Genomic DNA, 16,824 nt, shown 5'->3' on the forward strand with positions numbered 1-16,824 from the left:
GTTATAGGTTTTGTTCGCATATGATTCTGAGTCCGTCCAGTGTGAGCATGGGGTCTATTTTATGAAACTCTGGTTGGAGGTCGTCAAGCACCGAAGAAAGTCCACCGGTGGCTATTACCATACAAGGTTGCCCTACTTCCTGCTTTATTTTATCTAACATGTGCCGCACAAGCCCTACGTATCCCTCTAAAATTCCAGCTTGCAGGGCATGGATGGTGTTTTTTCCCAAAACAGATTCGGGCACTTCCAAGGGGATTTCAGGCAGCTTGGCGGTATTGCTCGAAAGAGCTTTCATTGCGGTGCGGATACCCGGAGCGATGGCTACTCCTAATAATTCTCCTTTTTTGGTGAGGGGCGTGAAGGTCAGTGCCGTACCAAAATCTACGATAATGCAGTAGTCGAACTCCGTTTGGTCTTTACAGTACTGGTGGGCTGCAACAGCATTGCACACCAAATCTGCACCTATTTCATTAGGATTGTTTATGCTAATCGTCAAGCCCTTATAGGTTTTAGGACCTACCATAAGCGGTTCTACTCCTAGCAGGCTTTCAAGAGCATATTTTAAATTTTTATTGATGGAAGGTACCACGCTGCTAATGGCAGAGGCTGTGAGCTGACTGGTTTTTAGTCCATTTTCCAAAAATGAATTCCTAAGAAAAAGCTCGTAACGACCGGATTGCTGGACTGGGTGCGTCTCAAACCGCCATACATGAGCCCATTTTTCATTATCATAAATTCCGAATACTATATTGGTGTTTCCTATGTCTGCTACAAGTAACATTAAAAGTCTTTTTAGTGAAATCCTAAGCTATTTTAAGTGAACTTGTGGATAATGAAAAGGAAAGTATAGAAATAAATCAATAGAATTGGGAATTCGATCTAAAAACAAATTAATCTGATGGCAAAAACGATTCTTTGCTATGGCGATTCAAATACATGGGGTTACAATCCTCACACCAAAGGACGGTACTCTTTTGAGAAGCGCTGGTCTAGTGTTTTGCAAGCAAGCTTGGGCAGTTCTTTTCGGGTAATAGCTGAGGGGCTCAACGGACGCACAACTGTTTGGGACGACCCTATGGGAGCTTATAAAAATGGGAAAATATACCTGATTCCTTGCCTGCATAGTCATAAACCAATCGACGTGGTAATTATCAAACTGGGTACAAATGACCTGAAAAAGCAATTTTGCCTTACTGCTTCTGAAATTGCCAATGGAGCAAAAACACTGGTAGAAATGGTCATCGGCTCAGAGTGCGGACCGGAAAGCTTAGTTCCAAAAGTTTTACTGATAGCTCCTGCACCATTGGCTACGGTTTCAGGCTTTGCAGAGATGTTTGAAGGAGGAGAAAAAAAATCGAAGCTGTTTGGAAAAGCTTTTTCCAAGGTTGCTGAAGAGCTGGGTTGCTACTTTTTGGATGCGGGAAAACATATCCATAGCAGCGAAAAAGATGGGGTTCATTTGGACGAAGAAATGCAGCTAAAGCTGGGCAAGGCCGTTGCCGATAAGGTAAAAGTGATGCACTTTTAGCTGTTGGCATAAGAAAACTACAAGATAAGTGAGGTAGCGTATAAATACTGCGTTAATAACTCGGGCAGGGGTGTCGCTTTTATAGGTTAGTACTCAAATTGCTCGAAAAGTGTTATTTTTGTACGTTTTTATCATTTAGCTTATAAGATATGGAAAGAGAGGGAGATGTGTTGGAGGGAGTTAGGTTAGAATTCAATGATGGCAATTTGCTGTTGTTGAATTTGAGTATTGCACTCATTATGTTTGGGGTTGCGCTCAGCCTAAAAAAAGAAAACTTCTTAGATGTTGTAAAACATCCACGAGCTGTTTTGACAGGAATTGTTTCCCAGTTTATTTTATTGCCCATTGTCACCTTTCTACTCGTTTGGTTTTCCGACCCACTTCCAGGGCTCGCCTTGGGGATGATTTTGGTGGCAGCTTGTCCAGGAGGTAACCTTTCTAACTTCTTTTCCTTTTTGGGAAAGGGAAATGTGGCTCTTTCCATTAGCCTGACCACAGTTGCTTCTCTTGCTGCTATAATTTTCACCCCGCTCAATCTGCAGTTTTGGGGAAGCATTCTCGGTAGCACCAATTCGTTACTCCGCAAGGTAGATATCGAGTTTGTGGAAATGTTCCAGACTGTGGCAATGATTATCGCCGTTCCTTTGATTTTGGGAGTATTTGTTAACGAGAAATTTCCACGCATTTCAGCCCTTATCCAAAAACCTTTAAAATATATTTCTGTACTGATATTGGTAGCCATTCTTGTCATCGCCTTTACCAAGAACTACAATCTATTTTTGCAATATTATCATTACATCATCATGCTTGTAGTGTTCCACAACGGTTTGGCTTTAGCCACTGGCTACCTTTTTAGCAAGATAGTTGGAAATTCGAGCCAAGATACCCGCTCCATTACCATTGAAACAGGTATTCAAAATTCTGGGCTGGGCTTGGTTATTATTTTCACCTTTTTCGATGGGCAAGGTGGGATGGCGTTGATCACGGCATGGTGGGGAATTTGGCATATAATTTCAGGTTTTGCCATCTCCCAGTTTTTTGCCTACCGAGTAGCGCTTAAAGAGCAGAAGCTAGTAATTGGAAGCTAGAAATTAGATATAAAATAGAGAAACACAAGGCTTTTAGAGCCTAGAACTTGTAACCCGAAATCCGTAAATGAAATTAATTGGACGCATTTTTTATTACTTTTTAAAAGTACGGTTGTTTTTTGGCTATAGGCTCTACTACCGAAAATTTCAGATAGGTGGGATGAAAAACGTACCTACTGGTTGTCCCGTTCTTTTTGCACCCAACCATCAAAATGCCTTGGTAGACCCACTGGTGGCAGGAGGGCCAACCATCCGCTGTCCTTACTTCTTGACCAGAGGCGATATTTTTGAAAAAAAGTTGATTGGGGATTTTATGCGAGGGTTGAAAATGCTGCCGATTTTCCGCTTTCGCGACGGGCTGGTGAATGTGAAAAGGAACTCCGATTCGATGGGGATTTCCATCCAAAAACTGATAGATGGGAATTCGCTCTTGATTTTCCCCGAAGGCAACCACAACCTCCAGTACCGCCTGCGCCCCCTGCAAAAAGGTATAGCCCGAATTGCTTTTGATGTAGAAGAAAAAACAGGTTTTGCTTCTAACTTGAAAATAGTACCTGTGGGCATTCATTACGAAAACCACTTTAAAGGAGGGCAGCGAACGTTGGTGAACTTTGGTGAGCCCATTTCGGTGAAGGAATATCAAGAGATGTACGAGGAAAATGCAAGGGAAGCCTACGATGCTATTTTGGTAGAGCTGTCGGCAAGGATGAAGCCGCTGATGGTGGATATACCCATAAATGAGTATGGCGAAATAGAACGAAAATGGAAGGCAGCAAGGGTGTACCGCCGAGACTTGATGGAACAGCTTGCGGTAGATCAGGAAATCATTTCCCAGTTGGCAAAAGGCGAAGAAATAAAGCCAAGCCTACCTGCACAAAGTAAAGGGCTGAGGGTTTATGACATCTTGCACGTATTGCTTTACCCCTTCAATTTTCTGCCCTCATTGCTTATCAACATCATCATAAAAAAGAAAGTGAAAGACCCCCATTTTTACGGAACCTTCCACTTTACCCTATCGCTGTATCTGTTCCCTGTATTTTATGCGGTGTATGGGCTTATTGCTTGGTGGGTGTTTTTTTAGAAGCTGGGAGTTTCAGCTTACAACCTCCTCATCACCTGCTTCACCATGCTGTCTTTCCATTGGCGGAAGTCACCTGCTATGATGTGCTCCCTTGCTTGTTTTACTAGCCAGAGGTAGAAGCTGAGGTTGTGCACGCTGGAGATTTGTCCACCTAAGTATTCTTTGCTCACGGTCAAGTGCCTGAGGTATGCCTTGCTGTAAAAAGTGGAAACATAGCCGCCAAGCTCTTCATCTATCGGGCTGAAATCGTCTTGCCATTTGGCATTTTTGATGTTGATGATTCCCTGCGTGGTGAACAGCATCCCGTTGCGGGCGTTGCGGGTGGGCATCACGCAGTCGAACATATCTATGCCCAAAGCTATGCACTCCAAAATATTTTCAGGAGTGCCCACGCCCATGAGGTAGCGGGGCTTGTCTTGTGGCAAAATGTTGCAAACCAGCTCGGTGGAGCGGTACATTTCTTCGTGAGGCTCGCCTACGGAAAGCCCACCTATGGCATTTCCTTCTCGCTCAAAACTGGCAATGGTCTCGGCTGATTTTGTACGCAAATCGTCGTAAGTACTTCCTTGCACTATAGGGAAAAGCGTTTGGTAATACCCGTATTTCCCCTCGGTGCTGTCGAAGCGGTCGCAGCAGCGCTTGAGCCAGCGGTGGGTCAGCTCCATCGAATCTTTTGCGTAGTTGTAATCGCAAGGGTAGGGGGTGCATTCGTCAAAAGCCATCATGATATCTGCGCCAATGGTTCGCTGGATATCCATTACGTTTTCGGGTGTGAAAAAGAGCTTTTCCCCAGAAATGTGAGAGCGGAAAGTCACACCTTCTTGTACAATTTTTCTGCTTTCAGAAAGAGAATAAACTTGATAGCCGCCGCTATCGGTCAAGATAGGTTTGTCCCAGCCGTTGAACTTGTGCAGCCCACCTGCTTTTGCCAGTATTTCCAAACCGGGGCGGAGGTACAGGTGGTAGGTGTTTCCTAAGATGATTTGTGCTTTCACATCGTCGTGAAGCTCGCGTTGGTGTACTGCTTTTACCGTTCCAGCGGTGCCTACGGGCATAAAAATCGGTGTTTGGATTTTGCCGTGAGCGGTTTCTATCTCGCCAGCCCTCGCTTTCGATTGCGGATCGGTATGTTCTAATTTGAAGGTTAAACCCATTGTATATAGAAATTAATAGTTCTTTGTAAAGTCCTTTTTACTACAGCTCAATAATGTAGTAGAAAGAGAGGTTAGAAGCTGGATGCTAGAAATTAGTCTTCCTATAGCTGAGCTATAAAACTCGTTAGCTAACAACTTTTTCTGTAGTTCGATTTTCTAGGTAGAAAATTCAAAGTGTTGATCTACAGGTTTTTGTAAAAAGTGTTAGATGATATAAGAAACAGTTCATCACGGTTTAGTTTGTATAGACAGGTTTGTAGTTTAGGCTAAAGCCAAAAAAACTGTTGTGTCAAACGGGGCTTAAAAGCCCCGCCTATTGATTTTTTTATCACTAGCAACGGGCTTTAGCCCGTTGTTTAGTACGAAACCCAATCGGCTTTAGCCAAAATATTCTAGTCAATTGATATTCAGAAAATTCTTGTTGTCAAAACCGTGATATAGTCTATCAATCTGCAAAGGTAAAATTAAACTGAGGGTTACGGCAACTTGAATATCTTTTTTACGAGAGAGAGGGCGATATAGAGAAAAATGATGGCGGGAATGGCGGTGAATTTTATGAAAATGAGCAAGAGCAAAGAAGCGAGCAAAAATACATAGCGGATGGCGTTGTCTTGCAGGCTTATGTTTTTGAACTTGAGGGAAAAAAGAGGGAGTTCGACGACCATGAGGATGGAAAGCACAAAAATCATGGTAATGAGTGAGGGAAGGGAAAGTAAAAGATTGGAAACGAATGGGTTTTGTTGCTGGATGAGGGGCAACGAACCAATGAAAATGGCCATCGCTGGTGTGGGCATTCCCAAAAATGAATCGCTTTGCCTTGTGTCTATATTGAATTTGGCGAGCCTAAATGCTGCTGCTGCTGCCAACAAAAAGGCTAGGTAGAGCCCGGGCATTTGCTCGGGCCCATTGTACATCAATTTCATGATGATGATGGAAGGCAGTACGCCAAAAGTGACCATATCGGCAAGAGAATCGAGTTCTTTGCCTATGGGCGAACTGACTTTCAAGAGCCTTGCAACAAATCCATCTACAAAATCGAACAAGCCTCCGATGCCAATCATGTACGCTGCCATGATGAGGTCGCCGTGGTAAACCATATCGATACCGATGCAGCCTGAAATTAAATTGCCGAGGGTAAATAGGTTAGGAATTTGTTTTTTCATTTTGTGATTGGTGCTTACTTATGGAAAGTTTGGCTCTTCTGGCAAAAATAATCAGACTGTTGGGCTATTTATAAAATTCCTTTTTATCTTTTTTAAAAGGAGCATTTTTGAAAATAATTTACGAAATAGTATTGCTTTGTACAGTAAATGGACTGTGAGTCACAGTCCATTGGGGTTTAAACTTTAAATTGATTGTATTATCATGGCAAAATCGGAAATAGAAAATATAAAAGAAAGGCTTCAGAAAGCGATAAGCGTATTAGAAGCTCAAACTACGATGCTGAAAAAGGATTTGGCAAGGTTAAGTGAACTGGGTTTGGGAGAGGAAAGCGAGGAGGTCGCCCAGCAGGTGGAGGCTACAAAGGAGCAGATTGGGGCAAATGAAGAGGTGATTGAGAAGGTGAAAAGCACAAAAGCTGAAAGTTTGGTTTCTGACCTGGAGCGAGAAGCAGTGGGTATGCTAGAGCGAATGCAACAAAAAATTCAGGCACAGGAAATTCTTTCGGGTTTGTATGAGAAGGAAATAAAGGATGTAGAAGAAGTTGCCGAAAGCGAAAACTCTGGGGAAGCTGAAGCAGTGGAAGAAAAATCGCAGAAGGAAAGTGACGAGGAGTTTTTTAAAGATATAGAGATGGAATCGTTAGTAGATAAGCTCAAAAAGCAAGATGCGCTTGAAACGTTTAAGAAGAAGATGGGGTTGAAGTAGGAGAGGGGGACAGGTCTTTTTTAAAGTATCCTTTAATAAGTCTAGCTTTTGTCTTTGAGCCAGACGGGCTGATACTTTTTGTCTTGACACAAAAAGTATCCAAAAAAGTCAAGGCTGTATCCAAAAAGCTAAAATTCTATCCGTTACGCTGGAAAATCATAAACTCGCTATGCTCAAACAGTATGATTTTCTTAACCGCTTCACTTCTAGAATTTCTTAACGCTTTTTGTGTAAGGCCACATTTTTGGAGCGATAACAATACTTGATGTGCTGTGTGCTTTTTATAATTTTTTAATAATTGGATTAAAAGCTTTGGAGGCTACGAGGACTTTGTCGCCGAGGGAAAGTGCTTGGGCTTCCGCTTCATCGGCTACAACTTTGACCACCTCTTTTCCTATCAAAATGCTTAGGATGTAGATAAAATCTTGTTTTTCTATCCCCACTATTTCCCCTGTGAATTGAAACTTGCCGCTGACTTCATGATGGCCAAATATCTTTGCTGGGCTGCCTTGTTTTATGATTTCTCCATTTTCCAGTTCCATCAAGCTATCCGACATTTTTAGGATTTCTGAAATATCGTGGCTGACGAGCATTGTGGTGAGCTCAAATTCCCGATGTACTTGCAAAATATATTGCTGCAAGGTATGCCGCATCTGGTTGTCGAGCGCGGAAAGAGGTTCGTCGAGTAGCAATATTTCTGGCTTTTGTACCAGCGAACGGGCGAGGGCAACCCGCTGCTTTTGTCCACCCGAAAGTGTGTCTGGTCTTTGGTTTTGCAACTCGCCTAATTTCATGATTTCTATGAGTTCCTCTATAGGTTTTTTATTTCCCTTTTTACCCAAAGCAAACAGGAGGTTTTCCCTTACGGTCATGTTGGGGAAAAGGGCGTAGTCTTGGAAAAGAAACCCGATTCCTCGCTTTTGAGGAGGAAGGTTGAGGCGTTTTTTGGAATTGAACCAAGTTTGATCGTTTACGGAAATTTGCCCAGCATCAGGATGGAGCAAGCCTGCCAGCATTCTTAGCAAGGAAGTTTTTCCCGCTCCCGAATTGCCGTAAAGTGTCAAAAGACTGCCTTTTTGTATTTCTAGCTTTGCCCGAAGTAGCATTTCGCCGGAAGGCGCACCTAGTTTTTTTTCTATATCGATTTTTATGAAGGGGTTCATGTTTTTTTGTTCCGGAAGTAGCCTCCGTTTACCAAATAGACGAGTAATAAAATGGCAAAAGTTAGGGCAAATAAAATTAGGGAATAGGTATTGGCGGCGGCATAATTCAAAGATTCTACCTCATCGTAAATGGCGATGGAGGCTACTTTGGTTTTGCCAGGGATATTTCCACCTATCATGAGTACCACACCAAATTCGCCGACAGTGTGGGCAAAAGCGAGTACAATTCCGGTGAGTAGTGAAGGTTTGATGTTGGGCAATAGGACTTTGGAAAGTGTTTCAGTTTTGGATTTCCCCAATATAAATGCGGCTTCGGAGAGAGAAGGGGGCAAATTGGCCAAGCCAGACTGGATAGGGTGTACCATGAAGGGCAGGCTATAAATAATCGAGGCGAGCAGCAAGCCCTCGAAGGAAAACACTAGTTGAAGACCGAGCCACTGGTCGAGCCATTGCCCAAATGCATTGGAAGGGCTGAATGCGATGAGCAGGTAAAATCCCAATACGGTCGGGGGAAGTACCAACGGCATGCTTACCAAGGTTTCTACAACGGGCTTGAGCTTAGAGCGGGAAAATGCCAACCAATTTGCCAAGGGAATAGATACAAAAAACAGCAGCACCGTGGTGAGGAATGCCAACTGAAATGTCAATATGAGCGGTTGCCAATCCATCATTCTGCCAGCATTATTTCATTCGTTTTTACCATAGCAACTACCTCGCTGCCTATTGCTAATTCGAGTTGCCCCACCGCTCGGCTTGTGATGATGGAAATGAGTTTTCCCACTTCGGTTTGAAGTGTGAGTCTGCTCAGCAGCTCACCGTTTTCTATGCTTTCCACTGTTCCATTTATTTTGTTTTGTAGGCTGATTGTCAATGAATTTCCTTTGCCCAAAATCACCTCTGTTTCTTTGAAAATAACATTAATGGAACTTCCTTCTTGGAGATAAGGAGAATTTTCGGGAGTGTCTATTACAATGGCAGAAAGCCTGGTTTTCCCCACCATCACCGATACGAGGGATAGACTCCCGATGGTTTTTACTGCTGATATGTTGCCTTTTAACGTGTTCAAAAGTGAAGGGGAAGTTTAGTTGTCTACCGAATAGCCGAATTTATTTAATATTTCCTTTCCCTTTGCGGAAAATAAAAAATCATAGAATTTTTGAGCTTGTTCCTTTGAGGCTTTGCCATTTTTTAAGAGTACTATTCCTTGCGCTATGGGCGGATAAAGGCTCGGGTCTATGGCTATCCACTTCCCTTTTCCGAGTATTTGCGGAGAGACTACCACCGATTTGGCGGTGAAACCCATTTCGGCAGCTCCTGTGGAAATAAACTGGTTGGTTTGGGCGATACTTTCCCCAAAAACTAATTTGTCTTTTACTTTTTCCAATAGTGAAAAATGCATCAACACCGCTTCTGCGGCTGAACCATAAGGAGCAGTCTTGGGATTTGCCAAAGCAATATGTTTTACTTTTTCATCCGATAAGTTTTCGATGCTAGGAGGTATCTTGCCCATGCCCCAAAGAACCAACTCACCGTAAGCATAGATGCTTGGCTCGGATAGGCTGAGCTTATTTTCTTGTAGTTCTTGAGGGAACTTCATGTCTGCGGAAAGGAAAATATCGAAGGGTGCGCCTTCTTTTATTTGAGCAGTGAGCTTTCCAGAAGAGCTAATAGAAACTTGACAAGGAATGCTTGTTTCTGCCTCAAAAACTTGGGTGAGTTCTTTCATGACAAATTGCATATTTGCTGCCGTAGCTATCAACAACCCCTCTTTTTGAGGTTGGCAGGAAAGTGTAATGCTGAAAAATAATAGGAGGAGTAATGTCTTTTGCATAGTAGGTTGAAAAATGCTTGAACATGGTAATCGGGTATAAAAAAATTAGATAATCCGGAGTCAGTGGTTACTTTGAAAGTTGTTTTTTGAAACCGATTAAGAACTTCTTTATTTAAAATAAGGCGATAAACCTTGAATTAACTTCGAAACTATAATTTCCAGTTTGGGCTTAGGCGCTAAATAGTGTAAATTTAAGGGATCAATGCTTGAGTATGATTTATTTTTGCCAGTATTTTTATTTGGCTTATAATAAAGTGTTTTCTCAAGAAACAGCATTGCCTATTTGAGCTAAGGGTGCAACGTTTTTAGAGCCAGCTATTTAGTTGGTTTTGGATATCTGTGGAGGTTTGATGGCACCTGAACTTATTTTATTTATTTAACGTGGAAGAAGAAATGACGATCAGCATTTTGGGCTGTGGTTGGATAGGTTTGCCTTTGGGGGCATACTTAAGCAGCAAAGGCATAAAAGTGAAGGGGAGTGTGACTCGTACCCATAAATTAAAGAATTTGAACGAAAATGACATTGAGCCATTTTTGTTAAAATTAAGCCCAAAACCAGAGGGCGATTCGCTCGCTCACTTTTTAGATACGGATGTATTGATAGTGGATATTCCTCCATCGAGGGCTAAGTTTGGCGGGGTTAGTTTTTATCCTGAACAGATGAAAGTACTCACAGCTGCTTTGGCTTCATCTCCGTGTAAAAAAGTAATTTTTGTGAGCTCAACCTCTGTTTATTCCAATCCGAGTAGGGTAGTGACGGAAGAGGAACCGCTTGCTCCTGTGGAAAGAAATAAGCCTTTGATAGATGCGGAAAATCATTGGTTGGCGCAAACAGATCTTCGAGTAACAGTGCTTAGGGCAGGAGGACTAATGGGTTATGACCGTTATCCAGCCAAATATTTTGCTGGGAAAAAGGACTTGACCAAAGGGCATGTGCCTGTCAATTATATCCATAGGGATGATGTAATAGGTATTATAGAACAAGTGCTGGAACAGGAAAAGTGGGGTGAAATTTATAACCTTGTAGCCCCAGAGCATCCTTTTAGGGAAGATGTGTACGTGAAAAATTGTATAGATCTAGGGATGGAGCTTCCAACTTTTAACAAAAAAAACTCTGTAGGTTATAAAATAGTGAGTGGGAAGAAGGTGGTGAAAGACTTAGGTTATGAATTTCAATACCCCGATCCTCTCTATTTTTTGTATTTTAACTAAAGCACCTGAATGATTTTGAACGTGTTCCCATTGAAAGATGTGCTTTCGCCTACTTTCAAGCCTCTTAGTTGCTGGGCGATGGGTGAGGCAGGGGAGATAGCAAAAAAACTAAGTGATTCCGTTTCGATCTTTCCAAGACCTACAGCTAGGTAAAAGAAACCAGTAGTGGTTTGAAAAAGGGATCCTGGGCTTATTTGGGTACAAATCTTTTCGGGATTGAGTTGTATCAATACTTTTTTGAGCTTGGCAGCTTCTTCTAGCTGGGCAGCGTTTTTTTCCTTTTCCAGCATCATCATAGCCCTGCCCGTTTCGTATTTATCGCCTGCACTGCTTTTCGTATCTTCATTAGCGGCAGCTTGGGCAGCATCCATAGCAGACTTAGCCGTATCTACTCGTTCATTTACCATTTCCAAACAAGCAGCATGGGCTTGTTTTTTTAGCTCTATTGTCAGTTCCATTTTGCAAAATAACGAAAATGTGGGAGGAAAAATGATGCATGGCAAAAAACAAAACAGCCCCGCCAAGGCGGGGCTGTCGTTGTAGCTGGTGTAATTATGGTTCTTGTGATATTTTTATTCTAGCATATTAAAAACTAGAATTAGAAATTTTGTAAAACTCTAAAACTGATATCCTTGTGGGTTCCAGACCATTCTAGTGTGCTAGCACCTTCTAAGACATCTTTGCTGTCCTCAAATATTATTTTTCCAGAGGCATCAGTTGTGAATGTTCCAATTTCAGTGATATTGTTTATAAATACTTTGATTTCCATTCCGCTCAATGGGATAGAGTCGATACCCACGTTTTGGTCAAGAATTCCGCTTTTGTCAAGCTCATAGAAAGTAGCTTCTACAGTAAACTTGTCAGCTGCTGAAAAATCACTTCCGTCGAACAAGGCTAGTACAGGTGAGGCTGTTCTTTCAATGGCCATGTCCGATACATCTTCGCAAGAAGTGAAGAGTAAAAATAATGATAAAGGTATGATGATATATCTTGCTATTTTTTTCATCTTATTCTGAATTTTAATGTTCAAACTTAATTTATTCTACCCACCATAATTTGGTTTTCATGTCATCAGCGCCACCGTTTAGTGCAGCACCAGCACTCACGTTAGCACCATTCAAAGAATACTCTGTTGATGGGTAAGCCATACGAGTTGGCAATACACCATCATTCATGAAGATAGCTCTTGGGTCGTGCTCTGGCATTACAGGATAACCAGTTCTTCTAAGCTCAGTCCATGCCTCAATACCTTGCCCAAATAAAGCAAGCCATTTTTGAGTCATGATGTTTTCTTTGGTAGCAGTGCCCATTGCATAACCAGCAGGTACTTCTAGGCCATATTGCGAGAAAGACGCTTCGATACCAGCTTCATAGAAAGCTTGCGCATCTCCGTCGATATCGCCTTCGAGAGCAGCTTCTGCTTTGATGAAAAGAAGCTCTGCATATGTCATTAAGATTGCCGGAGAAGTTAATTGGGCAAAGTTGTCAACATTGATGATAGCACTGTAACCTAAATAAGTAGTTGCTATTTCACCAGGAAGCCCGTTTGGATGACCTAAGTACTCTCCGCCTGAAAGGCTACCAGGAGTTGCATAAATTTCAAGTCTTGTGTCATCTAGCTCCGTCATTTTGTCAACAAGTGTGCTGCTGATATTCCAGTCACTTCTACTTTGCTGAATCAAAACGTCATTCCAAGGGTTGTTGCTGGGAAGGCTTCCGTAAGTTAGTTTAGCAATTTCATCGTTACTATCTATCATAGGATAGGTAGCAGGGTCGGCAAGCATCGCTTTCATTTCTGCAGCAGAAGAAGCTACTTTGTGTGCTTGGCGGTTTAGCAATTTGAAACGAGTAGAGTTGAAAAATTTTTTCCACATCATTATATCGCCACCAAATAGAATGTCACCTGAGATTGAAGGTCCGTCTACGCTAAGTTTACTGTTTGCTATTTTCAAATCTTCAATAATTGCAGCATAAACATCTTCTTGTGAATCATATGCAGGAGAATAAATAGCCTCTTCGGCAGTTCCCGCTAATGCTTGTGAATAAGGAATAGCTCCCCACACATCGGTCATAATAGAATATGTCCAAGCTTTCATGCCCATCCCTATTCCTTCATAATTTGAGTTTGGGTCATCAGATAATTCGCCAGAAAACTGAACTACTTTGTCAAAGTTGATTAAGCCGTCAGTATAGAAAACTTCCCAGTTTGAGATGTTTACAGAAGGTTGCACATTGTAGTTGTCACCCTCAGACTCGTAGATGTTTCTTGTTAGATAACCTACCCAAGACATACCGTGGTCGAAATTAAGACGCTCGTTACGCGTTTTGTTACCCCAGTAATTGTTGAGGGTAGTTTCCAATGCCTGTGGTAGTAAATATTGAGGACCTACAACTGTTGGTTCGTTAGGGTTTGTATTCATTTCTTCAAACCCATCTGTACATGCACTGCTGAGCAAGAGTGACAGTACAAGTATGTATGAATATGTATATCTTATTAGTTTCATAATAAAAGCAATTCTTTTGTTGAAATAAAGAAGGACTAGATAGCATAGCGAAATCCAACTTTCGCTATGCATTCAATAAGTTTTATTAGAAGCTCACATTTAGGTTGAAACCTAAGCTTCTTGAGCTTGGAAGTTGACCGTAGTTGTAACCTAAGCTTGAACTACTAAGCTCAGGATCTGTATGGGTCATGTTTTTGTGTAAAAATGCAAGATTTCTGCCTACTACAGATATCCTAGCAGATTGTAGGAATATGTTAGAAAGCAAGCTAGATGGAAGTTGATATCCAATGGATAGTTCTCTTAGTTTGATGTAACTTCCGTCCATTACTGCAGCTTCGTGGTACTGGCGACCACTGTACCTTCCATAGAAAGTAGTTGCAGAAGCAACCACATCGTTGGTAACATATTCTGGATTCTCATCTGTGCCGATATTCTTGACACCTTGACCAATCACACCTTCTTCACGACCAATTTCTGTTTCTTCAAGTACACCAGTGATTCTAGCAACACTGGTACCCATGTCGTAAACATCTCCACCTTTTTTGATATCGATTAGAGCGTTTAAGGTGATGCCTTTAAAGCTGAAATTGTTGCTTATACCACCAGTCCAGTCTGGAGTGATATTTCCTATCACATGTTGACCGTCAATGTTATAAGGCAATCCATCTTTAAAGATCAACTCACCATCTTCGGTTCTGGCAAATTTATTTCCATATAGGTTACCATAAGCTTCGCCAACTCTAGCTTCAAGCGAAGCTCCCCTGATTGACCACAATGTCAGTGAAGTAAGACCATCTGCCAACTCAACTACTTCGTTTTGGTTTTTGGCAAAGTTGATTCCTAAGTCCCAAGTAAAACCACCGTTTGTTTCAAGAATAGTAGCATTTAACATTGCTTCTATACCTTTGTTAGTGATTTGTCCTGCGTTGAGCACCCTAGATCCATATCCACTAGCCCTTGATATATCTACAGCCAAAATCTGATCTTCAGTAGACTGATCGTAGTAAGTTACGTCCAAATTAACCCTTCCGTTGAAGAACCTGATATCGGCCCCAATCTCTAAGCCAGTTGTTTTCTCAGGCTTAAGAGCAGAGTTGGCGATTTCGCTACTTTCAGCAAATTTTGGAACGCTACCATCCCAAAGGCCTTGAGGAGAAAAAGTTTGACCAAGTAAGTAAGGGTCTGCGTCGTTACCTACTTCAGCCCAGCTACCTCGGATTTTAGCAAAAGATAATACTTTGCCAGAGCTGTTTGGAATGATGTCTGTCAAAACAGCACTCAACGATACTGATGGGTAGAAGAAGGAGTTGTTGGCTGCAGGTAAAGTACTAGACCAGTCATTTCTACCTGTGATATCAAGAAATAACATGTTTTGGAAACCAAACTGAGCTGCTCCAAATAAACTGTTGGTTTCTTTCTCATAAATAGAGCTTTCATCAGTATTTGGGCTAGCATTGTTTCCTGCATTATAGACGCCGTCAATAGTAAGTTGATTTACATCAGTATAGTTTCTCTTTTGGTAGTTTGAGCGGTTGATTCCACCTACTTGGGCATTGAAAGAGAATGCTTTAGAAATATCTTTGTTTATTGTGAAGATGAAATCGGAGTTTGTTTCCTGACGTCGTAATACCTCCTCATTGTAGCTGCCTTGTGCAAAGTTACCTCTTTTCACTCTTTCGTACCCTGTAACATTTATCCTAGTATCAGTCCACATATCAGTACCGCTTCTTACCATTAGGCTTAACCAGTCACTAAATTCATAGTTTAGTGAGATATTACCCAATAGACGGTCTTTGCTGTTCGAGTTTGTCAGTACATCTTCCATGAAGAATGGGTTTGTAAAATAAGTATGCTGCCAGTTAGGTGGCTCAGTGTCTCCATCAGGAGAAATATGAACATCCTCGTACGCTTCATAATTTTTTAGTTGTTCCCATGAGATGTGGCGATGATGCCAGATGAAATTACTAGAGCTTGTATAGCCCCTGTTGTCAGAGCCAGACTTGATATACTCACCCATTGCAGTGATTGTAAGCTTGTCGGTAAATTTTTGAGTAGCATTCAACCTGAAGTTGTTTCTTGTGTACCCATTATTGTGCATAATTCCTTTTTGGTCTACCCTTCCTAGCGCTAAGCGGAATGAACCTTTGTCGTTAGATCCAGAAATTGCAACACTGTTATTAAGAGTGGAACCAGTTTCCCAGTATTCTTCCCAGTTGTCAGGGTTAGGAGTCAAAGGAGCAGTTTCAGTGCCAGTCCACCATTGTCTTACTAACCTGCCGTCCATTGGTGCTCCCCAGCTTTCATCAGTACCAGCAGTACCTTTATATCCATCTACAGTACCACTAAAGCCATCTGCATACCAAGTGGTGTAACCGTTTCCACCTCCGTATGTGTTTTGGAAGCTAGGCTTAAGGGCAGGTCTTTCGAAAGTAGTAGTAGAGTTTATTTCTACGCCAATGCCTTCTTGACCAGAGCCATTTTTGGTCGTTATCAATATAACACCATTGGCAGCCCTAGATCCGTACAATGCGGCAGCATTCGGTCCTTTCAGCACGTTTACTTCAGCAATGTTATTAGGGTCTATTTCGGAAAGACCGCCACCATATGTTTGGTTGTCTGAACGCTCCCCAGATGTAGCATTCGTAGTTTGCTGCATGGGAACTCCATCCACTACTATAAGAGGTTGGTTATTTCCAGATACAGAAGAAAAACCTCTAATAACAAACTCAGGACTACCACCTGGTGTTCCAGCACTGGTTACTTGCAAGCCAGAAACACGACCAGATAGAGAGTTTACAACGTTAGGTGAAGGGGCATTTGCAATTGCCTGAGCATCTACGCCCTGAACTGCATAGCCCAATGCTTTTTTCTCTCTTTCAATACCAAAAGCGGTTACTACAACTTCACTGATCTGCCTTACATCTTCTGCTAAAGTGATATCGATAGACGTTTGAGAACCAATTTCCACTTCTTGAGGGGAAAACCCGATGTAGGAAAACACAAGAGTTGTTTGGTCTGCAGGTACTTTAAGTGTGTAAAGCCCATCCAAATCGGTTACAGTACCGATGGTGGTTCCTTTTACGATTACCGATACACCAGGAAGAGGCATCTTATCACTGCCTGAAATAATGGTGCCCGAAATAGTTTTGTCCTGGGCTGAAGCAGCTGTCCAGAAAAAAACTAATGCAATTAGCAATTGTAGTTTTGAACTCATAGTAAATTATAGGTTTATAAATAAATAATGTGGGTGTTCTGTGTTAAGAAAAGGCAAAACAATGCCACCCGACTTTTGTCGGTTTTTTGAAAAACCATAAATATTCAGATACTTATTAATCACTTTTTGCTGAGAACTAATGACTTATAGGTCTTAGCTATAAAAGCTGATCAATCAAAT

The 16,824-nt window shown here is 41.9% G+C and carries 16 protein-coding genes; 5 read left to right on the plus strand and 11 right to left on the minus strand.

The window, feature by feature from the left end; translation table 11 throughout:
* Position 1: 1 nt before the first annotated feature.
* Positions 2–781, minus strand: a complete 780-nt coding sequence (locus R9C00_01800) for a type III pantothenate kinase (GenBank protein WPO36176.1) — start codon at positions 779–781, stop codon at positions 2–4.
* Positions 782–898: 117 nt separating this feature from the next.
* Here R9C00_01800 and R9C00_01805 point away from each other — a divergent pair, with 117 nt between their 5' ends.
* The 3 genes from R9C00_01805 to R9C00_01815 all read left to right on the plus strand — a co-directional run bounded on the left by R9C00_01805 (position 899) and on the right by R9C00_01815 (position 3,697).
* Positions 899–1,528 carry an SGNH/GDSL hydrolase family protein gene (locus tag R9C00_01805; protein WPO36177.1) on the plus strand — a complete coding sequence of 210 codons (630 nt, stop codon included), beginning with the start codon at positions 899–901 and terminating at the stop codon, positions 1,526–1,528.
* A gap of 149 nt (positions 1,529–1,677) precedes the next feature.
* Complete coding sequence (locus tag R9C00_01810) at positions 1,678–2,616, plus strand: bile acid:sodium symporter family protein (protein WPO36178.1); 939 nt, start codon at positions 1,678–1,680, stop codon at positions 2,614–2,616.
* A 67-nt stretch (positions 2,617–2,683) separates the two neighbouring features.
* Positions 2,684–3,697, plus strand: coding sequence for a 1-acyl-sn-glycerol-3-phosphate acyltransferase (locus tag R9C00_01815; protein ID WPO36179.1), 1,014 nt, complete (start codon positions 2,684–2,686; stop codon positions 3,695–3,697).
* Positions 3,698–3,714: 17 nt separating this feature from the next.
* On the opposite strand, the gene tgt is transcribed toward R9C00_01815, so the two are convergent.
* Together tgt and pssA are read right to left on the minus strand one after the other, a co-directional pair.
* The gene (gene tgt, locus R9C00_01820; protein WPO36180.1) at positions 3,715–4,851 is read right to left on the minus strand and encodes a tRNA guanosine(34) transglycosylase Tgt; all 1,137 of its coding nucleotides are present in this window, start codon (positions 4,849–4,851) and stop codon (positions 3,715–3,717) included.
* A gap of 476 nt (positions 4,852–5,327) precedes the next feature.
* Complete coding sequence (gene pssA, locus R9C00_01825) at positions 5,328–6,014, minus strand: CDP-diacylglycerol--serine O-phosphatidyltransferase (protein WPO36181.1); 687 nt, start codon at positions 6,012–6,014, stop codon at positions 5,328–5,330.
* Positions 6,015–6,216: 202 nt separating this feature from the next.
* Between pssA and R9C00_01830 the strand changes: the two genes are divergently transcribed.
* Positions 6,217–6,720, plus strand: a complete 504-nt coding sequence (locus R9C00_01830) for a hypothetical protein (protein WPO36182.1) — start codon at positions 6,217–6,219, stop codon at positions 6,718–6,720.
* Positions 6,721–7,001: 281 nt separating this feature from the next.
* Here the strand turns inward: R9C00_01830 and R9C00_01835 are convergent, their stop codons facing one another.
* Genes R9C00_01835 through modA form a run of 4 tightly spaced genes read right to left on the minus strand, consistent with a single transcriptional unit; the run spans position 7,002 to position 9,714 of the window.
* Positions 7,002–7,883 carry an ATP-binding cassette domain-containing protein gene (locus R9C00_01835; protein WPO36183.1) on the minus strand — a complete coding sequence of 294 codons (882 nt, stop codon included), beginning with the start codon at positions 7,881–7,883 and terminating at the stop codon, positions 7,002–7,004.
* Positions 7,880–8,551 carry a molybdate ABC transporter permease subunit gene (gene modB, locus R9C00_01840; GenBank protein ID WPO38756.1) on the minus strand — a complete coding sequence of 224 codons (672 nt, stop codon included), beginning with the start codon at positions 8,549–8,551 and terminating at the stop codon, positions 7,880–7,882. The genes R9C00_01835 and modB overlap by 4 nt, the downstream gene beginning before the upstream one ends.
* Positions 8,551–8,949: a TOBE domain-containing protein gene (locus R9C00_01845; protein WPO36184.1), complete on the minus strand. Its 399-nt coding sequence runs from the start codon at positions 8,947–8,949 to the stop codon at positions 8,551–8,553. The genes modB and R9C00_01845 overlap by 1 nt, the downstream gene beginning before the upstream one ends.
* 15 nt (positions 8,950–8,964) lie before the next feature.
* The gene (gene modA, locus R9C00_01850; GenBank protein WPO36185.1) at positions 8,965–9,714 is read right to left on the minus strand and encodes a molybdate ABC transporter substrate-binding protein; all 750 of its coding nucleotides are present in this window, start codon (positions 9,712–9,714) and stop codon (positions 8,965–8,967) included.
* Between the two features lie 381 nt (positions 9,715–10,095).
* Here modA and R9C00_01855 point away from each other — a divergent pair, with 381 nt between their 5' ends.
* Complete coding sequence (locus R9C00_01855; protein ID WPO36186.1) at positions 10,096–10,926, plus strand: SDR family oxidoreductase; 831 nt, start codon at positions 10,096–10,098, stop codon at positions 10,924–10,926.
* Here R9C00_01855 and R9C00_01860 read toward each other — a convergent pair.
* From R9C00_01860 to R9C00_01875, 4 genes are all read right to left on the minus strand, one after another.
* The gene (locus R9C00_01860) at positions 10,923–11,384 is read right to left on the minus strand and encodes a 3-oxoacyl-ACP synthase (protein WPO36187.1); all 462 of its coding nucleotides are present in this window, start codon (positions 11,382–11,384) and stop codon (positions 10,923–10,925) included. The two genes, R9C00_01855 and R9C00_01860, sit on opposite strands and share 4 nt — an antisense overlap.
* A 140-nt stretch (positions 11,385–11,524) precedes the next feature.
* Positions 11,525–11,932 carry a hypothetical protein gene (locus tag R9C00_01865; protein ID WPO36188.1) on the minus strand — a complete coding sequence of 136 codons (408 nt, stop codon included), beginning with the start codon at positions 11,930–11,932 and terminating at the stop codon, positions 11,525–11,527.
* Between the two features lie 31 nt (positions 11,933–11,963).
* A complete protein-coding gene (locus R9C00_01870; GenBank protein ID WPO36189.1) occupies positions 11,964–13,430 on the minus strand; it encodes a SusD/RagB family nutrient-binding outer membrane lipoprotein in 1,467 nt (488 codons plus the stop codon).
* A gap of 85 nt (positions 13,431–13,515) precedes the next feature.
* Positions 13,516–16,644 carry a SusC/RagA family TonB-linked outer membrane protein gene (locus tag R9C00_01875; protein WPO36190.1) on the minus strand — a complete coding sequence of 1,043 codons (3,129 nt, stop codon included), beginning with the start codon at positions 16,642–16,644 and terminating at the stop codon, positions 13,516–13,518.
* Between the last annotated feature and the right edge of the window lie 180 nt (positions 16,645–16,824).

Source organism: Flammeovirgaceae bacterium SG7u.111 (genome assembly GCA_034044135.1).
GTDB lineage: Bacteria > Bacteroidota > Bacteroidia > Cytophagales > Flammeovirgaceae.

Bases quoted from the DNA above. Each gene is read 5' to 3' on its own strand.
- R9C00_01800 (WPO36176.1), bottom strand. From the start codon at position 781: ATGTTACTTGTAGCAGACATAGGAAACACCAATATAGTATTCGGAATT.
- R9C00_01805 (WPO36177.1), top strand. From the start codon at position 899: ATGGCAAAAACGATTCTTTGCTATGGCGATTCAAATACATGGGGTTAC.
- R9C00_01810 (WPO36178.1), top strand. From the start codon at position 1,678: ATGGAAAGAGAGGGAGATGTGTTGGAGGGAGTTAGGTTAGAATTCAAT.
- R9C00_01815 (WPO36179.1), top strand. From the start codon at position 2,684: ATGAAATTAATTGGACGCATTTTTTATTACTTTTTAAAAGTACGGTTG.
- tgt (WPO36180.1), bottom strand. From the start codon at position 4,851: ATGGGTTTAACCTTCAAATTAGAACATACCGATCCGCAATCGAAAGCG.
- pssA (WPO36181.1), bottom strand. From the start codon at position 6,014: ATGAAAAAACAAATTCCTAACCTATTTACCCTCGGCAATTTAATTTCA.
- R9C00_01830 (WPO36182.1), top strand. From the start codon at position 6,217: ATGGCAAAATCGGAAATAGAAAATATAAAAGAAAGGCTTCAGAAAGCG.
- R9C00_01835 (WPO36183.1), bottom strand. From the start codon at position 7,883: ATGAACCCCTTCATAAAAATCGATATAGAAAAAAAACTAGGTGCGCCT.
- modB (WPO38756.1), bottom strand. From the start codon at position 8,551: ATGGATTGGCAACCGCTCATATTGACATTTCAGTTGGCATTCCTCACC.
- modA (WPO36185.1), bottom strand. From the start codon at position 9,714: ATGCAAAAGACATTACTCCTCCTATTATTTTTCAGCATTACACTTTCC.
- R9C00_01860 (WPO36187.1), bottom strand. From the start codon at position 11,384: ATGGAACTGACAATAGAGCTAAAAAAACAAGCCCATGCTGCTTGTTTG.
- R9C00_01865 (WPO36188.1), bottom strand. From the start codon at position 11,932: ATGAAAAAAATAGCAAGATATATCATCATACCTTTATCATTATTTTTA.
- R9C00_01870 (WPO36189.1), bottom strand. From the start codon at position 13,430: ATGAAACTAATAAGATATACATATTCATACATACTTGTACTGTCACTC.
- R9C00_01875 (WPO36190.1), bottom strand. From the start codon at position 16,644: ATGAGTTCAAAACTACAATTGCTAATTGCATTAGTTTTTTTCTGGACA.